We start from the raw sequence: 16,731 nt of genomic DNA on the forward strand, positions 1-16,731 counted from the left end.
TATCTTTGCGTAATTTCTTTCAGTGTGCTAATTTAAAATTATGAAATCAACGGAAAATAAAAAAGGAAAGACTGAACTTAGAACCTGCTGGGATTTTTTTGACTGCACGGAAAAGAATTGCCCGGCTTATGGTCAGAATAAAGTGTCATGTTGGGAAATAACCGGGCATAGATGCCGAGATAAGGTCTTTGGCAGAATAGAAGAAAAACTCATCAGATCCTGTTTCAACTGCCCCTTTTTCAAGACGCTCAAGCAGAGGATGAAAGGTCGAAGGTGGGAGGATATTACACTTCTTGAAACCCTCGAAGACGCTCTCATCCGTTCATCGAACTACTCTAAGAAGGTAGAAAATCTCTATATGGAAGTCATTAGGCGCAGTAAATTGATGAATTTACTTAGCGAAGTGAGCAAGATTATAACGCGCCTGGATAAGGAAGAAGACATAATACTCGCGATTTTAACTGTTATTACAGCCAATGAAGGATTGTCCTACAACAGAGCGTTTGTATTTCTGAAGAGGGATGACCCCGACCTTCTAAGGGGTAAGTACGCCCTCGGGCCGTCAACCCCCGAAGAGGCGGGCAACCTTTGGAAGGTGCTGGAGAAGGAAAAGGATATTTCTATTGAAAAACTGGTCAGAAAGGGGCAGAGATTGGCCTATATCAGAAATAGTCCTTTATCGCGTTTGACTGAGGGACTTTCGCTGGATCTGAATGATTCTGAGAGTATCATCTCGAAAGGTATTTCGGAGGTTCGTTTTGTCAATGCTAAAGATTTGAAGAGTGAAGGGGATAAAAGAATCGCCGAGAAGCTGGGGCTTGAAGAATTCTGCTTCTGTCCGATTGCCACTGAGGAAGAACGTCTCGGTCTTGTATTGGTAGATAATCTATACTCCGGTAAGGAGATTACACCGGAAGACGCGCATCTTTTAGAGCTCGTCGTTAGTCACGCTACAACGTCACTCAGGGCGGCCCAATTAAAAGAATCTTTAGAGACTAATATCCAGAGGCTTAAGGATTCTTACCGGATATTGAAAGCGAATGAAGAACGTATGATGAAAGCTGAAAGACTCGCTATTTCGGGTGAAATGACATCTTCCGTTCTTCACGAGATTAAAAATCCCCTTGTGTCGATTGGCGGCTTCGCGCGAAATCTTTACAAGTCCGGTAATCTCAGTGAAAAGGACAGGGAGAAGGCCGAAGTTATAATGCGTGAGTCTCTGAGGCTGGAGAAATATCTTACAAATCTGCAGACTAGTGTAAATGAATTGAAATTGGAAGAAGGAGATATAAATCAGGTTATCGAAGAAACTTGCCAGATATTAAATTCTGATATAGAAAAAAGAAAGATAAAGTTGGAGAAGAATCTGGATTCTGATATTTCAAAGTGCAGATTCGATGAAGTTAAGATTCACGAGGTTCTGCTTAACATTATTCAAAATTCAATTGAAGCGGTTAGTAAGAATGGATATGTAAAGATACGTACATGGCAGGATGAGTCGAAGATATATGTGGAGATTTCAGATAACGGTGAAGGGATTCACAGCGAACGTCTTTCTAAAATATTTTCACCCTTTTACACGACTAAAGAAGACGGAGCCGGATTGGGACTTGCTTTTGCCCGTAAGATTGTACAAGACCATGGCGGCAAGATTTCAGTATCCAGCTCGAGAGGAAAGGGCGCGAGTTTTATAATAACTCTCAAACGTCTGGTAAAAGAGGCAAAAAAGTAAAAGGATATAACACATCCGGTTTTCTCTCTTCACGCCCGCGAGGGAGTGGCGCGTCCGGGGCTGACAGCAGGTCAAATTCCTCTAAAATAATCTAAGATATAGTATTTTGAATAAATTTCTTCTTTCATCATCTGCAGATATTTATATTTTTCATATTAACAGGAACAATCAGTAATTGACAAAATAAGATTATACCTTTATGCTACTGTCTCTTATGGCTGTTGTCCAAATTATATGCTGGATATATATGGGAGTACTAAAGGAAAATGGGTTCGAATAAAGGAACTGTGCAGGTATATACCGGGAATGGAAAAGGGAAAACCACCGCTTCACTGGGTGCCGCGCTCAGGGCCGCCGGACACGGCTGGCATGTTGTTATGATCCAGTTTATGAAGGGGCGCCTCTACGGCGAACTTATCAGCAGCCGGGAAATAGACGGTTTGATTATCGAGCAGTACGGCCGTGATGAATTTGTTGACCCTCTGAATCCGGAGCAAGTGGATGTAGAGCTTGCTGGAAAGGGCTGGAGTAGGGCTAAAGAATTGATCGATGATGGAAAGATCGATATGTTGATTCTAGATGAAATAAATGTTGCGGTATCGTTTGGACTTATATCTGTGAAAGATTTAGCGGAATTTATTGAAAAGAAACCCGAAAGACTCGAACTTATTCTCACTGGGCGTTACGCGGATGAAAAGATTATTGAGCTGAGTGATACTGTCACCGAGATGGAAGAGATCAAACACCATTACCGCCAAAAGATTAAATCCAGGAAGGGTATAGAGTTCTGATAAGATATGGTTCGAAATGTTAGAATAGATTCCGTTCTTGAAGACTTTCGTAAAGGGAAAAGCGCTGCCGCGGGCAGACTTCTTTCAATTCTTGAAAATGGAGGGAAAGAAGCCGAAAAGGCAGTAGAGTTTATATTCCCCTACATAAGGGGGGTGTACAGAGTTGGTTTCACTGGTCCCCCAGGCGCTGGTAAAAGCACGATCATCTCAAGGTTAACCTCGCATTACAGAGAAGACGACAAAAGTGTGGGGATTATCGTCGTTGATCCGACCAGTCCTTTCAGCGGGGGAGCTCTTCTCGGGGACAGGGTGAGAATGCAGCAGTTTTCCGATGATCCGGGAGTGTTTGTAAGGAGCCTTGCCAGCAGGGGAAGTCTGGGCGGGATTTCAAACTGTACAGATGAAGCAATAGATATTCTCGACGCCTACGGCAAAGATATAGTGTTTATTGAGACAGTCGGCGTAGGACAGTCGGAACTGGAAATCGCCGATAAAACTCACACGGTTGTAGTGATTCTGGTCCCCGAATCCGGTGACTCTATTCAGGCTATGAAAGCGGGGCTTATGGAGATAGGAGATATCTTTGTAATGAATAAATCGGACCATCAGGACGCGGAGATGGCTGCCAGAGAGATCGAATCTGTCTTGAAGTTAAAGGATGTTTCGGAAAATCAGTGGTCTCCGAGGGTGATTCTGACCTGCGGATTGAGAAATGAAGGGATTGATAACCTCAAGAAAGCTATTCAGGAACACAGGGATTTTCTGACCGAGAAAAACCTCATGAAAGAAAAGAACAAAGAGATTCTATTTTTACGCGTGAGAAACGCCTTGCTTGACCGTCTTGAGAGAAGGATAAGGAGCAGCCCGAGAATAAGAAAATTGCTCGATGAGAAAATGAAAGAAGTGTACGCGGGCGATATATCACCCTACAGTGTCGTCGATGAGCTTGAGAAAATGATAAATATTGAATAATATAAATATAGAGTTATCGAGAGGAAGCTTTAGCTTAAGGATCCGAAAGGGTTATTATGAAAGAGGAAGAAAGAAAACGGTACGAAGAGAACAAGAAAAGGTACTTCGATAAAATAAAAGACCTCAAACAACAGGATATAGATTTCACAACAGTTTCTTCGCAACCTGTTAAGCCCATTTATACTCCTGATGATACTGAGGAACTGGATTATAACCTTGATCTGGGTTTTCCCGGTGAATATCCATATACACGCGGTGTTTACCCTAATATGTACCGCGGAAGGTTCTGGACCATGAGACAGTTTGCCGGTTTTGGTTCAGCTGCGGACACAAACGGCAGATATCACTATCTCCTGGGCCATGGACAGACAGGACTCAGTGTTGCCTTCGACATGCCTACGATTATGGGTTTAGACTCGGATCATGAGCGTTCTCTGGGTGAGGTTGGGAAGTGCGGTGTGGCTATAGATTCACTTCGGGATATAGAGATACTCTTTGACGGAATAGACCTCTCGAAGATCACAACTTCCATGACCATTAACGCCCCGGCATCAATTCTACTCGCTTTTTATCTTACCGCGGGTGAGAAGAAAGGGATCGGGCTTGATAAAATGGGGGGGACAATACAGAACGATATTTTAAAGGAATATATCGCTCAAAAATCATGGATATTCCCTCCGGAACCTTCAATGCGTATCATAACAGATATATTGGAATTCTGCTCTAAGAACGTACCAAGGTGGAATACGATCAGTATCAGCGGCTATCATATAAGGGAGGCAGGTTCTACCGCGGTTCAGGAACTGGCTTTCACTCTCGCTGACGGTTTTGCCTATGTTGAAGCCGGGATAGAAGCTGGACTTGATGTGGATGATTTTGCTCCCAGATTATCTTTTTTCTTTAATTCTCATCTGGATTTCTTCGAGGAGATCGTAAAGTACCGGGCCGCAAGGAAAATATGGGCAAAGAGGATGAAAGAGAAATACGGGGCGAAGAAGGAAAAATCTCTTCTTCTGAGATTTCACACACAGACCGCGGGTTGTTCTTTGACAGCGCAGCAACCGGAGAACAATATAGTGCGCACTGCTTTCCAGGGGCTTTCAGCGGTACTTGGCGGCACTCAATCCCTTCATACCAATTCTATGGATGAAACGCTCGCGCTTCCATCCGAGAAAGCGGTCCGTATAGCGCTGAGGACCCAGCAGATCATTGCTCACGAAACAGGAACGGCAAATACTATTGACCCTCTGGCGGGCAGTTATTTCATCGAAGCCCAGACACGCAAGATGGAAGAGCAGGCTGAGGATTATTTCAGGAAGATCGATGAGCTGGGAGGGGTTATTAAAGCGATAGAGAAGGGTTTTTTCCAGAAAGAGATAAGCAGAGCGGCATATAAATATCAGAAGCAGGTAGAGGAAAAGAAAAAGATAATAGTGGGGTTAAACAAGTTTGTTATGGAGAATGAAGAGATAGATATCCCTATCCTCAAGATTGATCCCGAAGTTGAGAAAAATCAGAGCGAAGCTCTGGCCCAGGTTCGTGAAGGTAGGGACAATGACAAAGTTAAGAGGGAACTTGAAAGGTTATCCAAGACAGCTGAAAGCACAGATAATATCATGCCTGTAATGCTCGATTGTGCCGGATGTTACTGCACAGAGGGTGAGATAATATCCGAGTTGAAAAAAGTGTTTGGTGAATATCAGGAGCCGATATTTTTATAAAGTAAACGCTGGAGGAAACAGAGATGGATAAGAAGATCCGAGTGTTGGTTGCCAAGCCAGGTCTTGACGGTCATGACAGAGGGGCGAAGGTTGTAGCAAATGCTCTGAAAGATGCCGGAATGGAGGTTATTTATACCGGTCTTCATCAAACCCCCGGGATGATCGCGGAATCAGCGGTTCAGGAGGATGTTGATGTTATAGGACTAAGTATTTTATCCGGAGCTCACATGACGATGTTTCCGAAAGTTATCGAATTGCTCAAGGAAAAGGGAGCCGATGATATTATGGTTTTCGGAGGCGGGATTATCCCCGCTGAGGATATAGAAAGTCTTGAATCTTCAGGTGTCGCGAAGGTTTTTGGCCCCGGGACTAATACGAAAGAAATTATCGATTTTCTGAAGGCGGAGTTTGGAGGTGAGAAATAGCAACAGGTATAACAACTATAAATACCAATATAACAAGCATTAATAGTATATACTTAAAGTAACTTATTAATTGTTTATAAGCGATATTGTAAGGGGTATCGCTGAATGTGTGAAAGGAGAAATCTTGATGAGTGAAGTAGTTATAACAGGGGCTGTAAGGACAGCGATAGGTAAATTTGGCGGAGGGCTCTCGAAACTACGCGGACCTGAGCTGGGCAGCAAGGTGGTTGCTGAAACGATCAAGCGTGCAGGTATAGATGGTCAGCAGGTTGATGAAGTGATTATGGGAACGGTGCTCGGAGCGGGTTTAGGACAGAACCCCGCCCGCCAGGCAGCTATCTACGGAGGAGTGTCAACATCGGTAGGTGCTATGACAATCAACAAGGTTTGCGGTTCTGGACTTAAAGCGGTAGTACTCGGCGCTCAGGCAATAAAACTGGGTGATGAGGAGATAGTGGTAGCCGGAGGCATGGAAAGTATGAGTAATGCTCCGTATATTCTACGAAAAGCCAGAACGGGATATAGATTGGGAGACGGCAAACTGGTTGACTCCATGGTTTATGACGGACTGTGGGATATTTATAATGATTTTCATATGGGTAATACGGGAGAACTCGTAGCTGAAAAGTATAGTGTTTCAAGAGAGCAGCAGGACGAATATTCTCTGAGAAGTCACGAGAAAGCTGTAAAAGCCCGCGAGGAAGGCTGGTTTGACGAGGAAATAGTTCCTGTCTCTGTGCCCAGGAGCAAAGGCGAACCTGTAACAATAGATAAGGATGAAGGCCCGCGTTCAGACACCAATATGGAAGCTCTCTCCAAACTCAAACCTGTATTTAAAAAGGGAGGTACCCTGACAGCGGGTAACTCTTCGCAGATAAGTGACGCCGCCTCCGCTATGACCCTTATGACGGACAAGAAAGCGAAGGATATGGGCGTGGAACCTATTGCCAGAATAACAGGGTATGCTACAGGGGGAATGGATCCGGAGTGGGTTATGATGGCTCCGACGGTAGCGGTTTCCAAACTCCTTGATAAAACGGGGATGAAAATCGACGATTTTGATCTAATTGAACTCAATGAAGCTTTTGCTGTCCAGCCGTGCGCTATTATTAAAGAGCTGGGTATGAATGCCGACAAGGTTAACATTCACGGCGGAGCTGTGGCTTTAGGCCATCCCATCGGGTGTTCCGGAGCAAGAGTACTCGTTACTCTTCTCTACGCGCTGAAGAGAACGGGAGGCGGCAGGGGCTTAGCGACTCTATGTCTCGGAGGAGGAAACGCTGTCGCTCTGAGCGTTGAGATGATATAGGACTATAATAAATTTATCGCAAGCTAATAAAAGCGTTCTTTCTACGGGAGGTCAGTTTATATGAATATAAAAAAGGTTACGGTCGCGGGCGCGGGTACAATGGGCAATGGAATCGCTCAGGTATTCGCGCAGAACGGGTTCGAAGTTACAATGCTGGATGTAAAAGAGGAGTTTCTGAAGCGGGCGGTGGAAACTATAAAGAAGAACCTCGGAAGAATGTCCAAAAAGGGGAAAATAGAAGAGAAAGAAATAGATGTCATCATGGGCAGGATAAAGACAGTTACTGAAGCCGAAGATGCCTCGGATTGTGATTTTCTCGTCGAGGCTATATTCGAAGATTTCAATGCTAAATCTCAGATTTTCAGAAAGTTTGATTCTCTATGCGGCAGCGATGTCATCTTCGCGAGTAACACCTCTTCTATATCAATAACATCCCTTGCTTCTGAGACGTCAAGGCCCGGGAAGTTTATAGGAATGCACTTTATGAATCCGGTGCCTGTTATGAAACTGATCGAGGTAATAAGAGGCTTAGCTACAGATGACGAGACGACAAATAAGGTGGTATCACTTAGTAAAAAACTTCAGAAGGTTCCTCTTGAAGCTAATGATTATCCGGGATTTGTAGCAAACAGAGTGCTCATGCCCATGATTAATGAAGCCTGCTTCTGTCTTATGGAGGGTGTTGCTGAAAAGGAAGCCATCGACGGAGTAATGAAACTTGGGATGGCTCATCCTATGGGACCGCTCGCTCTCGCGGATCTGATCGGTCTTGATATATGCCTTAATATTCTAAGGGTTCTTCAGGACGGTTTTGGAGATCCTAAATACAGGCCCTGTCCGCTTCTTGTCAAGAAGGTCGAGGCGGGACATCTGGGGAGAAAGACAGGTCACGGTTTTTACGAATATGACTGATTAGCCATTCTCTCGCGGGGATACCTTTAAGTACTTTATTGCAAGAAGAGGTTAAGAGACCGCCGCGGCATTCTTTTATATGGAAGTTTCCCTGTAAGCCCCCCTGAAGCGCGGTATAGTCCTACAGCGGAATATTACCGTGTTTTTTAGGAGGCAGCTCCTGTCTTTTATTCAGCAGATTTTCAAGGGCTTGAATTATCATAGGTCTTGTGTTTTCAGGCATTATTACATCGTCTAAGTAACCCATACTGGCGGCTATATAAGGGTTGGCAAAGGCTTTTTCATATTCATTTATCTTTTCCTCCAGTTTTTCTTCCGGGTTCTCTGAGTTCTTGATATCTTTTCTGTATAAGATGTTTGCCGCGCCCTCAGCCCCCATAACCGCGAGCTCCGCCGTGGGCCACGCAATATTGTAATCTGAACGAATATGTTTGCTGGACATAACGCAATACGCCCCGCCGTATGCCTTCCTGGTCACAATGGTGAGTTTTGGGACCGTGGCCTCACAGTAGGCGAAAATAAGTTTAGCGCCGTGTTTAATAATACCTTGCCATTCCTGGTCAGTTCCCGGCAGAAAGCCGGGCACATCTTCCAGTGTAAGAAGGGGAATGTTGAAAGCGTCGCAGAATCTTACGAACCGGGCGGCCTTGATTGAGCCGTCAATGTCGAGAACTCCGGCAAGATGAGCCGGTTGATTGGCGACTATTCCTACAACGTGTCCATTCATTCTGGCTAGTCCGATAACTACATTCTTGCTGTGAAGGGCTTGGACTTCAAAGAATTGACCGTTATCGACGATAAGTTCAATGACTTTGAGTATATCGTAAGGGGTTCTCGGATCATTAGGGATAATTTTATTCAATTTCTTTTCTGTGCGAGCGGGATTGTCGCTGGAAGCTGAGACGGGCGGGTTTTCCAGATTATTCTGTGGAAGGAAAGAAAGCAGTGTCTTTATCATATCGATACAGCTTTCGTCATCTTCGGCTAGAAAGTGAGCTACCCCGCTCTTGGTATTGTGAGTAACCGCGCCCCCGAGTTCTTCCTGAGATATATCTTCATGTGTAACTTTTTTTATAACATTGGGCCCCGTAATAAACATATGACTCGTGTTTTCGACCATAAACACAAAGTCTGTAAGGGCGGGAGAGTAAACCGCTCCTCCCGCGCTAGGTCCCATTATTGCCGAAATCTGAGGGACAACACCGGAAGAAAGAGTGTTTCTGAGGAATATATCCGCGACTCCCGCCAAGCTCGCTACACCTTCCTGGATTCTCGCTCCCCCGCTGTCGTTCATTCCTATTATCGGCGCGCCGTTCTCCAGAGCCTTTTCCTGCAGCCGGGTAATCTTACGGGTGTTGGCTTCGCTTAGAGACCCGCCGAGAACGGAGAAGTCCTGGGCGAAGGCGTAAGCGTGTCTTCCGTTTACCAATCCATATCCGCATATAACGCCGTCACCGACTATTTTCTTTTTTTCCATTCCCGGCCATGTTGAACGGTGGGTAACGAAAACGCCGGTTTCCTGGAAAGTTCCCTCATCGAATAAAATATGAATACGTTCTCTGGCGGTAAGACGTCCGGAGCTGTGGATCTTTTCTATACGGGCTTTTCCTCCCGCGAGGAGCACTTTTTTTCTGTTTTCTCTTAGCTTTTTATATTTTTCTTCTTTCGATTCCAATTTTCCCTCCCCCTGGGAGATCTTTCGGTTCAGTAAATTTTATATCCGCGTGCGTAAATTATAATAGGGGAAAATCCCCTCATTGGTCAATCGGAATAAATTTTGGAGTTTCCCCAATTTTTATAACCTATAAGGTAGTCGATGATTTGTAACAGTATGCGGCTGATTGATATTTTCAAAATCGTGGTCAATTACTCGCCGGCCGAGCAAGTCTGCGGGCTCTCCCGCCTCGGGCTCGCTCTTTCTCCCCCTTCGGGTCAGAAATCCTTGCCCGCTCGCCCTCCTTTGTGCTTTTTAAGGAAACAATCAACGCATAAAAATAATGTTTCAAAAATCTATTCCATTTAGAGGTAAAGCTAACCATTGGATATTATTCGTTATAACGGCTTTTGTTCTAGCTTTATAGATGGTCCCAGACAATTAATTCTGTTGTTTTTTCCATGTTCTGGTATTAATATTAAAAGAAGAGTATAATAGGCAGATCCGCGGTTTTTCTCTAACGATTGACACGTTTATTTGTATTTAGATCCGGATCCTGCAAGTTGTAATTCACACTTTTATATGGGAGTTGAATATGAAGCTGCATAAACTTCTTTTTGTGACTGTTGCCCTTTTTGCTATAGCGTTTTTCATCTTTTCATGTTCTGATAAAGATAATAGTTCGGCAAAACTTGATTCAAAGTCTGACGGCAAGCAAGAGAGCAATATCAAAAAGGGAGAGAAAGAGGAAATTCTTTCGTATACTTCCGAGGAAATCAGTTTTGGTGTTTACTTTGATAAAGAAGCAAAAAAGAGGACAATTACCCTTGAGGATGACCAAGAAGAATTCAAAGGTTATCTCATTGTCAAATACCCTGAAGAGAAGAGTATAAATGCTGTTCAGTGGAGGCTGAGCCTGCCTGAAGGGGTTGAACTCGTTTCAGACGATTATTACGAGGAAAGAAATCTGACTCTCGGAAGAATTAAGGAAGGAATAAGCGAGGCGTTTCCATGTGTTTCCGGCCCTAACCTTCTTCTGCATACTTTTACTTTCCGGGTTAATGATAGTTTGAAGAACGCGGTTATATCTATTTTACCCGATAAAAAAGCTGATTTTCTGGGTGTAGTTGATTGTGACGCGAATATTGAAATAAGAGCCGCTTCCTACAAGGCGGTTGTAAATCCCTAGAGGCTGAACGGGAAATGCGTTTTGTGTTTAAGGTCAAAATCTATGCAAAAAAGGTATAGCGGAATAATTCTGCTCCTTTTCATTTCAGTTCTGGCCATCGTCAGAACTGTGGAGGGCGGAGTTGTATCTCCGCGAAACGGCGGCCGATTCCCTCGAGCTGTCATTAATTTACTGGAAAAAAATAAAGAACTTTTTGTCTTAGAGCACAGGTGGGCGGACAGAAAAATGCTCGAGGGAAGAGAAGGCGCCTCAGGCAGGCAGGTTCTTACTTATGGTTCAGGAGCAAATGACGCGCAGAGGGGTGTTATATCGGGAGATTTGAATATTCCGGTGTTAATGGGGCTTTACAGCGATTCGGTTTATACAGTTGGGACTTCAGCTGATTCTGTCCTTCTCCATAGAGCGCTCTTTAGTGGACCAACAGAGACTGGTACTATGAATGATTATTATGATGAAGTTTCTCTCGGGCTGCTGAATGTGGAAGGGGATGTGTACGGCTGGGTTCCATTATCCGGTTCAGAGGTATACTATACAGGTGGATTTGAAAACTGGGGGCTCAATCCGGTTGAATCCAGAACCGGTGAGTTTATTTCACATACCGTTATGGGCGTTGACCCTTATGTTGACTTTGGTAATTATGATAATGACGGCCCTGACGGGATACCCAATTCCGGCGACGATGACGGGTTTGTTGATATTCTGGTCATTGTTACACCGACGAGAGGAGCGGAATGCGATTGGTTAACAAATCATATGTGGTCTCATTCCGCGCGCTTCTCAATCTGGAATGAGGGCGGTGACCCTCTTGCCACTAATGACCAGTCCGCGAACGGCGGCAGTATACTGATTGAGGATTATATAATAGGCCCGACAGTGTCGTGCAATTCAGACAGATTGATAGAGATTGGGCTTTTCTGTCATGAGCTGGGGCATATGCTTGGACTTCCCGATCTTTATGATACAGGGCTCGGTTCTGGTATAGGGAATTGGGGAATTATGGGACGCGGAGCTGTTGAACATCCAGAATCTCCGGCTCATCCGTGCGCCTGGTCGAAGCAGCAGCTGGGATGGGTCGATGTAATCGATGTCGGCTGGAGAGAGCGGAAGATAAAGCTTGAACCTGTGGCGCTATCTGGAGAAGTCGTAAGAATGAACCTGCCGGACGCCAGATTTAAAAGAAGGTTTTGCGGTCAGGGCGAGAACAGTTATTCTCTTCTCTGCGCTTGCGGTGAAGGGGAGGCGGAGGTAAGAGGGTGGCCTGACGGCTATGGCGCCGGATATGGAAACGGATGGAAAGAATCCATGACGAAGCAGTTCAGTCTTAGCAATTCTTCACCCTGCTCACTTTCCTACGCCGTTAAGGCGGATCTCGAGGAGGGGTATGATTTTGGATATACACTTCTAGAAGCCGGCGGAGAGACAGACACCCTGGCCGTTTACACAGGCAGAATATTTTACCCGGATGAAATGATTGTTCTGTCCGATTATCTTGCGGAGGGGCAGTCTGACTTTACTCTGCGTTTTCTCTTTTTGTCAGATTTCAATAATAGTGATGAAGACGGAGGGTACGATTCTGACGGCTGCCGGGCTTTCAGTATAGATAATATATCTGTAAAGGGCGGAGGCCTGGATTATTATTCTGATTTCGAGAATGACGCGGGCGGGTGGAGGCGTGACTCCCTGTCTTCAGAATACTTCCTCGTTTCATATAGAGACCGAAGGGGTTTTGACAGGTATTTGCCCGGAGAAGGACTGCTGGTCTGGCACGCTGAAAATTCAATTGCCTATTCAGAACTTAAGAACAGCGGAGGTGTTTCTAACGAGCAGGCAAGGGGTGTGGTTCTTGAAGAGGCGGACGGTGATTACGATATTCTTTCTGGAGATAATTACGGTGATGAGTTTGACCCGTTTCCGGGAGCAACCGGCAGTAGGTCTTTCACATCGGAGACAACACCCGACAGCAGAAGTAACGGGGGCTTTGTAACACCGGTCAGTATACGGGATATTAAGTCCGGTTACCGATATATTGAAGCCTTTTTCAGGGCCGGCAGTCCCGAGCCTGTGATATCAATGGTAACCCCCGATACAGTTATGAAGAATGATAGTAACAGAGAGTTTTATCTAGATATCTCCGGAGAAAATATTCTGCCTCCAACAGACTGCCGTCTACTAGCTCAAACGGGGTATATCGAGGCCCGCCATGTTAATTGGCTCGGTGAAGGAAGGGTTATAGCGGAATTTAATACCGATGAACTCTACGGCGGCTCCTGGTCTCTTAATATACTAAACGGAGATGGACAATCCGCGGTATTGAATGACGCGGTTACCGTAAGTTCAATCTATTCTTACGCGGAGATTCAGATAAAGTCTTATTTTGCTGATATAGAGTGGGTGGTTGAGGGTGATACCCCCTTCAGGGCACTTGTATACAGAATGAGGACCGGATACAGTGATACTGTTATAGTGACTCCTGACACACTCTTTAGCGACAGCGGCAGATTTCATTTTAGAGATATAGAGCTTCAGCCGGACAGAGATTATTCATATAAGATCGTTTCCTTCTCGGGCTCTGTAAGTGAACCTATTGTGTTTCCGGGCCCATACAGAATCGAAGAGATGGGACTGACTCTCTTTCAGAATTATCCGAACCCTTTTGAAAGATCGACGACTTTCCAATTTTTCATGCCCGAAAGCGGAAAGGCGAAGATACTTTTCTTCGACGCGTTGGGACGGAAAGTAGATAGTATCGCGGAAAAATTTTACCAGGCAGGATATAACAGAGTTGTTTTTGAAGCCGACCCTGCCGTTTTTACACCCGGAGTATATTTTTCCGTGTTGGACGCGTCTGGTAAGCGAGAAGCTATAAAGATAGTGATCTTAAGATAATTGCCTATTTCATTCAAGTTATGTGATTTTGGAGTTTCCCCAATTTTTAACGTTCCTTTGTATATCCGGCTATTGGTATTTCAAAACCCTCTCGGAAGACGAGCGGGCATGGTTTTCCCATTTCCCCCAAGGAAATGGGAAAGAGCGGGCCCTAAGAGCGGGAGACGCTATTTCCTCGCTGGGGGAATAGACGGCGTTTTTGACAATACCAATAGCCGGATAGAAACTAAATATCAATTCCACTTATTATTATGGGTAATTACTTGATAGTTAAGCCGTCACTAAAATATTGCTCTTATTTTCAGAGGAATGTCCTGATGTGATTAAGATGGAGTTTTAAAGCCCTCCCGAGGATTTATTTGACCACTAGAACTGAATTTTTTTTACCAAAACCGTCAGGTTCCTCAAGTACGCGAGAGGGATCGCTGATTCTCAGTTTATTGTCGATCAGGAACTTGTAAGTGTGTTTTCCCGGCGAAAGAACTATTCTTGTTTCCCATTTGCCGTCTTCGACTTGTTTCATTGGATTTATTTCAGGATTCCAGCTGTTGAAAGAACCTATAACCGATATTTCCGAGCACCCCTTTCTCGAAAGGGAGAATAATATTTCTTTTGGACTTCCTGAACTTTCATGACTTTTTTTATTCTTATCTGCGCCGGTATTGATGTTCGCGTATTTAAGGGTAAGCCCTTTGATTGTGTTTTCCATTCCGGCGATCGGCCGCCCGCTTTTATCTGTTATTTCAAAGGATATATGAGAGGGTGACTTATCCCAGCTTGCGGCTATGAGAATTGAATTCTTTCCAGCACTCAGTTTTATGTTTGCCATTGTATTATCCGGAGTAATATCCGAAAATATCTTATTTGAGTTTACCCACAGTGATATTTTGTTTGAGGTATCGATGTGGAAAAAGGCTTCCTTTTTGTTCTTCAGTTTCATAATCGTGTAAAGAAGACAGTTGCCGCCGGAATTTCCGTTGTACAAGCGCTGCAGAAAAATTTCTCCGTTATTACCCACGGCGCCGTAAGGGACTTTATTCCAATAAATAAGCTCTTTATTGCTTCCGATATGAGAGTCGCCTATATGATCCTGATACCGCGAGCCGTTTTTTAGAATTCTGTCTTCACCCGATAGGGGGCCGAGATGAATCCAGTCCGAAGGGTTTGTAAGAATATCATTGAACTTGGCTACTGACTTACCGCCTATAATCACCTTGAGTGAAAAGGGGAATTTGCCGGGCGGCAGAAAATCCGGGTATGAAATGGTAAGGGGCAATTTAGTTATACTCGATTCCTTACTAATTCGGAATCCAGCGGGAAGTTCAGGTTGGCTGTACAAGGGCGCGCAGAATGTTCCTTTCAGAACTCCCTGAATTGAATAGGCGGGATTATATCTCAGAATAAGATTTAAGGGCAAATTCTTTCTGAGTCTTTTCCCCTCGGGGTAATTGAGTGTTATTTCAATTCCTTCTTTTATAGTCAGGCTTCTCCTTTTGTGAATCTCGACCCTTTTATTCCCAGTCATAAAATCGATAAATAAAGGAAGTTCCACAATGCCCGGTTCGGCTGATGGTGGAAGTGAAAAGGATTCCGTGAATGTAAGCGCCTTTCCACTGGGCTTTAAAGGGGTTAATCCGATCTTGCCTATTTCCCACCTGTTACCATTAATCTGAAAAATTACTCTTTTTATATCAGCATTATTATCAAGGGTTTTAAGCGTGGACTTAAAGTTAATTCTATTTCCTTTGATTATAGGGGAGGGTGGGAAATGAACCTTAAGTTCAAATGAATCATCCTTTGAAAGTTTTTCAGAAAGTTGAGCCTTCGCGCGCATTAATTCCACGGTCGATATTCGGCATGATTTAACGATAACTCTTCTAAGTTTTGGAGACAGACTATCCCATCTTGATTCATCGACTACTTTCCAGAGTTTCTCCCCTGAATCAAGCACAGAAGAGATTTGTGACATTTCTGACAAGAGATGGTTTATAGTCGAAATTGATTCTATGTAGGAATCCAAGCTCATATTAGCGCCGCGGAGAGATTGCCGCACTTCGCTGACCTCTGAAATAATCAAATTGATCCTTTTTTCATCAACTAGAGATTTCTCTTTAAGAAGCGCCGGAAGATGAACCATAGATGCTATTACAGTCCAGTCCTTAATGAAGATATTCCCTGAGTCTCTTTTCATCCGGAGCATGTCTCTTAATTTTCCCTCAGGAGAGCTTGGAGCCGCCCCTTCTCTGTTCTGTGGCTCAGAAAGAAGAGTATTGCAGCTTTCTGAACCGGGAAAGAAGTCGAGAAATGAGAGCAGATTGATAATTAGTGCTCTTTGAAGAGGAGATTCAAGAAATTGCGCCGATTCTTTTCCATAAGAGTTTTTCCACCTGGAAAATACATTATTTGTGATTCTTTCCTTTGTAATCTGGTCGAGTTTTCTATTTAGAACAAGGGGGATTAAAAGCTCGGGCGAGTATGTCCGGATAAAATAACCGTTTTTGTCCAGTGGAAAGAAGGAATCCCTGTTGTAGTCATAAAAGGTTTCTGTTATAAGGTCTGAGTATTGATATGTCCATAGTAAGTATTCAAGAGCGTCGGCGTGTTTGCCTATTCTGGAAGAGATAAGCAGTAGTGTGTAGACTTCAAGATTTCCAAGTGAGTTCGTATAGGGAGAGAGATAAACACCTTCTTTGTTATTTATACCGGCAGTACCGAAAAGAAGTCCGGATTTATTTGTTTCTAAGCTGCTGAATCTATTTATAACCAGCTGTGATATTTGAGGGTAGAACCTTTTAAGCATTGCGGGGTCGTTTTCCAGTAGGTAGTATGAGGTAATCGCAAAAGCCGGAATATCTTTAAGAGGACTTAGAAGGTGCGACTCAGGAATATTCTCGAGTTTTTCCCCGCTCTGCAGAAAAGATATAACTTGTTGTTTTATATGCAGGCTATCATCCGCGGAGTACAAATCGGAGGAAGCAAATGCCATTTGCACCGAGAATATTATTGTAGCCGCGAGAAGAAATTTATGTTTAAGATTGAAAAACATATATAAATGGTGTAAAAAGAAATAACGAAAATTGCTGTAATTTAGTTAATTACTATGAAAAGCATTGTATGTGCCACTTTATCAAATTATTAAG

The 16,731-nt window shown here is 44.0% G+C and carries 12 protein-coding genes; 9 read left to right on the top strand and 3 right to left on the bottom strand.

The window, feature by feature from the left end:
• Nucleotides 1-40: 40 nt before the first annotated feature.
• The 7 genes from U5O15_03560 to U5O15_03590 all read left to right on the top strand — a co-directional run bounded on the left by U5O15_03560 (nucleotide 41) and on the right by U5O15_03590 (nucleotide 7,862).
• The gene (locus U5O15_03560; protein ID MDZ7859738.1) at nucleotides 41-1,732 is read left to right on the top strand and encodes an ATP-binding protein; all 1,692 of its coding nucleotides are present in this window, start codon (nucleotides 41-43) and stop codon (nucleotides 1,730-1,732) included.
• A gap of 266 nt (nucleotides 1,733-1,998) precedes the next feature.
• Nucleotides 1,999-2,523 carry a cob(I)yrinic acid a,c-diamide adenosyltransferase gene (locus U5O15_03565; protein ID MDZ7859739.1) on the top strand — a complete coding sequence of 175 codons (525 nt, stop codon included), beginning with the start codon at nucleotides 1,999-2,001 and terminating at the stop codon, nucleotides 2,521-2,523.
• A 6-nt stretch (nucleotides 2,524-2,529) separates the two neighbouring features.
• Nucleotides 2,530-3,495, top strand: a complete 966-nt coding sequence (gene meaB / locus U5O15_03570; protein MDZ7859740.1) for a methylmalonyl Co-A mutase-associated GTPase MeaB — start codon at nucleotides 2,530-2,532, stop codon at nucleotides 3,493-3,495.
• 56 nt (nucleotides 3,496-3,551) lie between these two features.
• Nucleotides 3,552-5,216 carry a methylmalonyl-CoA mutase family protein gene (locus tag U5O15_03575; GenBank protein ID MDZ7859741.1) on the top strand — a complete coding sequence of 555 codons (1,665 nt, stop codon included), beginning with the start codon at nucleotides 3,552-3,554 and terminating at the stop codon, nucleotides 5,214-5,216.
• Nucleotides 5,217-5,239: 23 nt separating this feature from the next.
• The gene (locus U5O15_03580) at nucleotides 5,240-5,641 is read left to right on the top strand and encodes a cobalamin B12-binding domain-containing protein (protein MDZ7859742.1); all 402 of its coding nucleotides are present in this window, start codon (nucleotides 5,240-5,242) and stop codon (nucleotides 5,639-5,641) included.
• 127 nt (nucleotides 5,642-5,768) lie between these two features.
• Nucleotides 5,769-6,950, top strand: coding sequence for an acetyl-CoA C-acetyltransferase (locus U5O15_03585; GenBank protein MDZ7859743.1), 1,182 nt, complete (start codon nucleotides 5,769-5,771; stop codon nucleotides 6,948-6,950).
• Nucleotides 6,951-7,010: 60 nt separating this feature from the next.
• Complete coding sequence (locus U5O15_03590; protein ID MDZ7859744.1) at nucleotides 7,011-7,862, top strand: 3-hydroxybutyryl-CoA dehydrogenase; 852 nt, start codon at nucleotides 7,011-7,013, stop codon at nucleotides 7,860-7,862.
• Between the two features lie 121 nt (nucleotides 7,863-7,983).
• Here U5O15_03590 and U5O15_03595 read toward each other — a convergent pair whose 3' ends face one another.
• Entirely contained in the window at nucleotides 7,984-9,537 is a 1,554-nt protein-coding gene (locus U5O15_03595) for an acyl-CoA carboxylase subunit beta (protein ID MDZ7859745.1), read from the bottom strand.
• A gap of 574 nt (nucleotides 9,538-10,111) precedes the next feature.
• On the opposite strand from U5O15_03595, the gene U5O15_03600 reads away from it, so the two are divergent.
• Nucleotides 10,112-10,705 (top strand): hypothetical protein, encoded by a 594-nt coding sequence (locus U5O15_03600; protein ID MDZ7859746.1) that lies wholly within the window; start codon nucleotides 10,112-10,114, stop codon nucleotides 10,703-10,705.
• 42 nt (nucleotides 10,706-10,747) lie between these two features.
• Complete coding sequence (locus tag U5O15_03605) at nucleotides 10,748-13,591, top strand: M6 family metalloprotease domain-containing protein (protein ID MDZ7859747.1); 2,844 nt, start codon at nucleotides 10,748-10,750, stop codon at nucleotides 13,589-13,591.
• 69 nt (nucleotides 13,592-13,660) lie between these two features.
• Here U5O15_03605 and U5O15_03610 read toward each other — a convergent pair whose 3' ends face one another.
• Together U5O15_03610 and U5O15_03615 are read right to left on the bottom strand one after the other, a co-directional pair.
• Complete coding sequence (locus U5O15_03610; GenBank protein ID MDZ7859748.1) at nucleotides 13,661-13,834, bottom strand: hypothetical protein; 174 nt, start codon at nucleotides 13,832-13,834, stop codon at nucleotides 13,661-13,663.
• A 112-nt stretch (nucleotides 13,835-13,946) separates the two neighbouring features.
• Nucleotides 13,947-16,577, bottom strand: a complete 2,631-nt coding sequence (locus U5O15_03615; protein ID MDZ7859749.1) for a glycogen-binding domain-containing protein — start codon at nucleotides 16,575-16,577, stop codon at nucleotides 13,947-13,949.
• Between the last annotated feature and the right edge of the window lie 154 nt (nucleotides 16,578-16,731).

Source organism: Candidatus Krumholzibacteriota bacterium, from assembly GCA_034520215.1.
Lineage (GTDB): Bacteria > Krumholzibacteriota > Krumholzibacteriia > Krumholzibacteriales > WJIX01 > JAGHBT01.

Excerpts from the sequence above, each read along its gene's own strand:
- U5O15_03560 (MDZ7859738.1), top strand. The coding sequence starts at position 41 with ATGAAATCAACGGAAAATAAAAAAGGAAAGACTGAACTTAGAACCTGC.
- U5O15_03565 (MDZ7859739.1), top strand. The coding sequence starts at position 1,999 with ATGGGTTCGAATAAAGGAACTGTGCAGGTATATACCGGGAATGGAAAA.
- meaB (MDZ7859740.1), top strand. The coding sequence starts at position 2,530 with ATGGTTCGAAATGTTAGAATAGATTCCGTTCTTGAAGACTTTCGTAAA.
- U5O15_03575 (MDZ7859741.1), top strand. The coding sequence starts at position 3,552 with ATGAAAGAGGAAGAAAGAAAACGGTACGAAGAGAACAAGAAAAGGTAC.
- U5O15_03580 (MDZ7859742.1), top strand. The coding sequence starts at position 5,240 with ATGGATAAGAAGATCCGAGTGTTGGTTGCCAAGCCAGGTCTTGACGGT.
- U5O15_03585 (MDZ7859743.1), top strand. The coding sequence starts at position 5,769 with ATGAGTGAAGTAGTTATAACAGGGGCTGTAAGGACAGCGATAGGTAAA.
- U5O15_03590 (MDZ7859744.1), top strand. The coding sequence starts at position 7,011 with ATGAATATAAAAAAGGTTACGGTCGCGGGCGCGGGTACAATGGGCAAT.
- U5O15_03600 (MDZ7859746.1), top strand. The coding sequence starts at position 10,112 with ATGAAGCTGCATAAACTTCTTTTTGTGACTGTTGCCCTTTTTGCTATA.
- U5O15_03605 (MDZ7859747.1), top strand. The coding sequence starts at position 10,748 with ATGCAAAAAAGGTATAGCGGAATAATTCTGCTCCTTTTCATTTCAGTT.
- U5O15_03615 (MDZ7859749.1), bottom strand. The coding sequence starts at position 16,577 with ATGGCATTTGCTTCCTCCGATTTGTACTCCGCGGATGATAGCCTGCAT.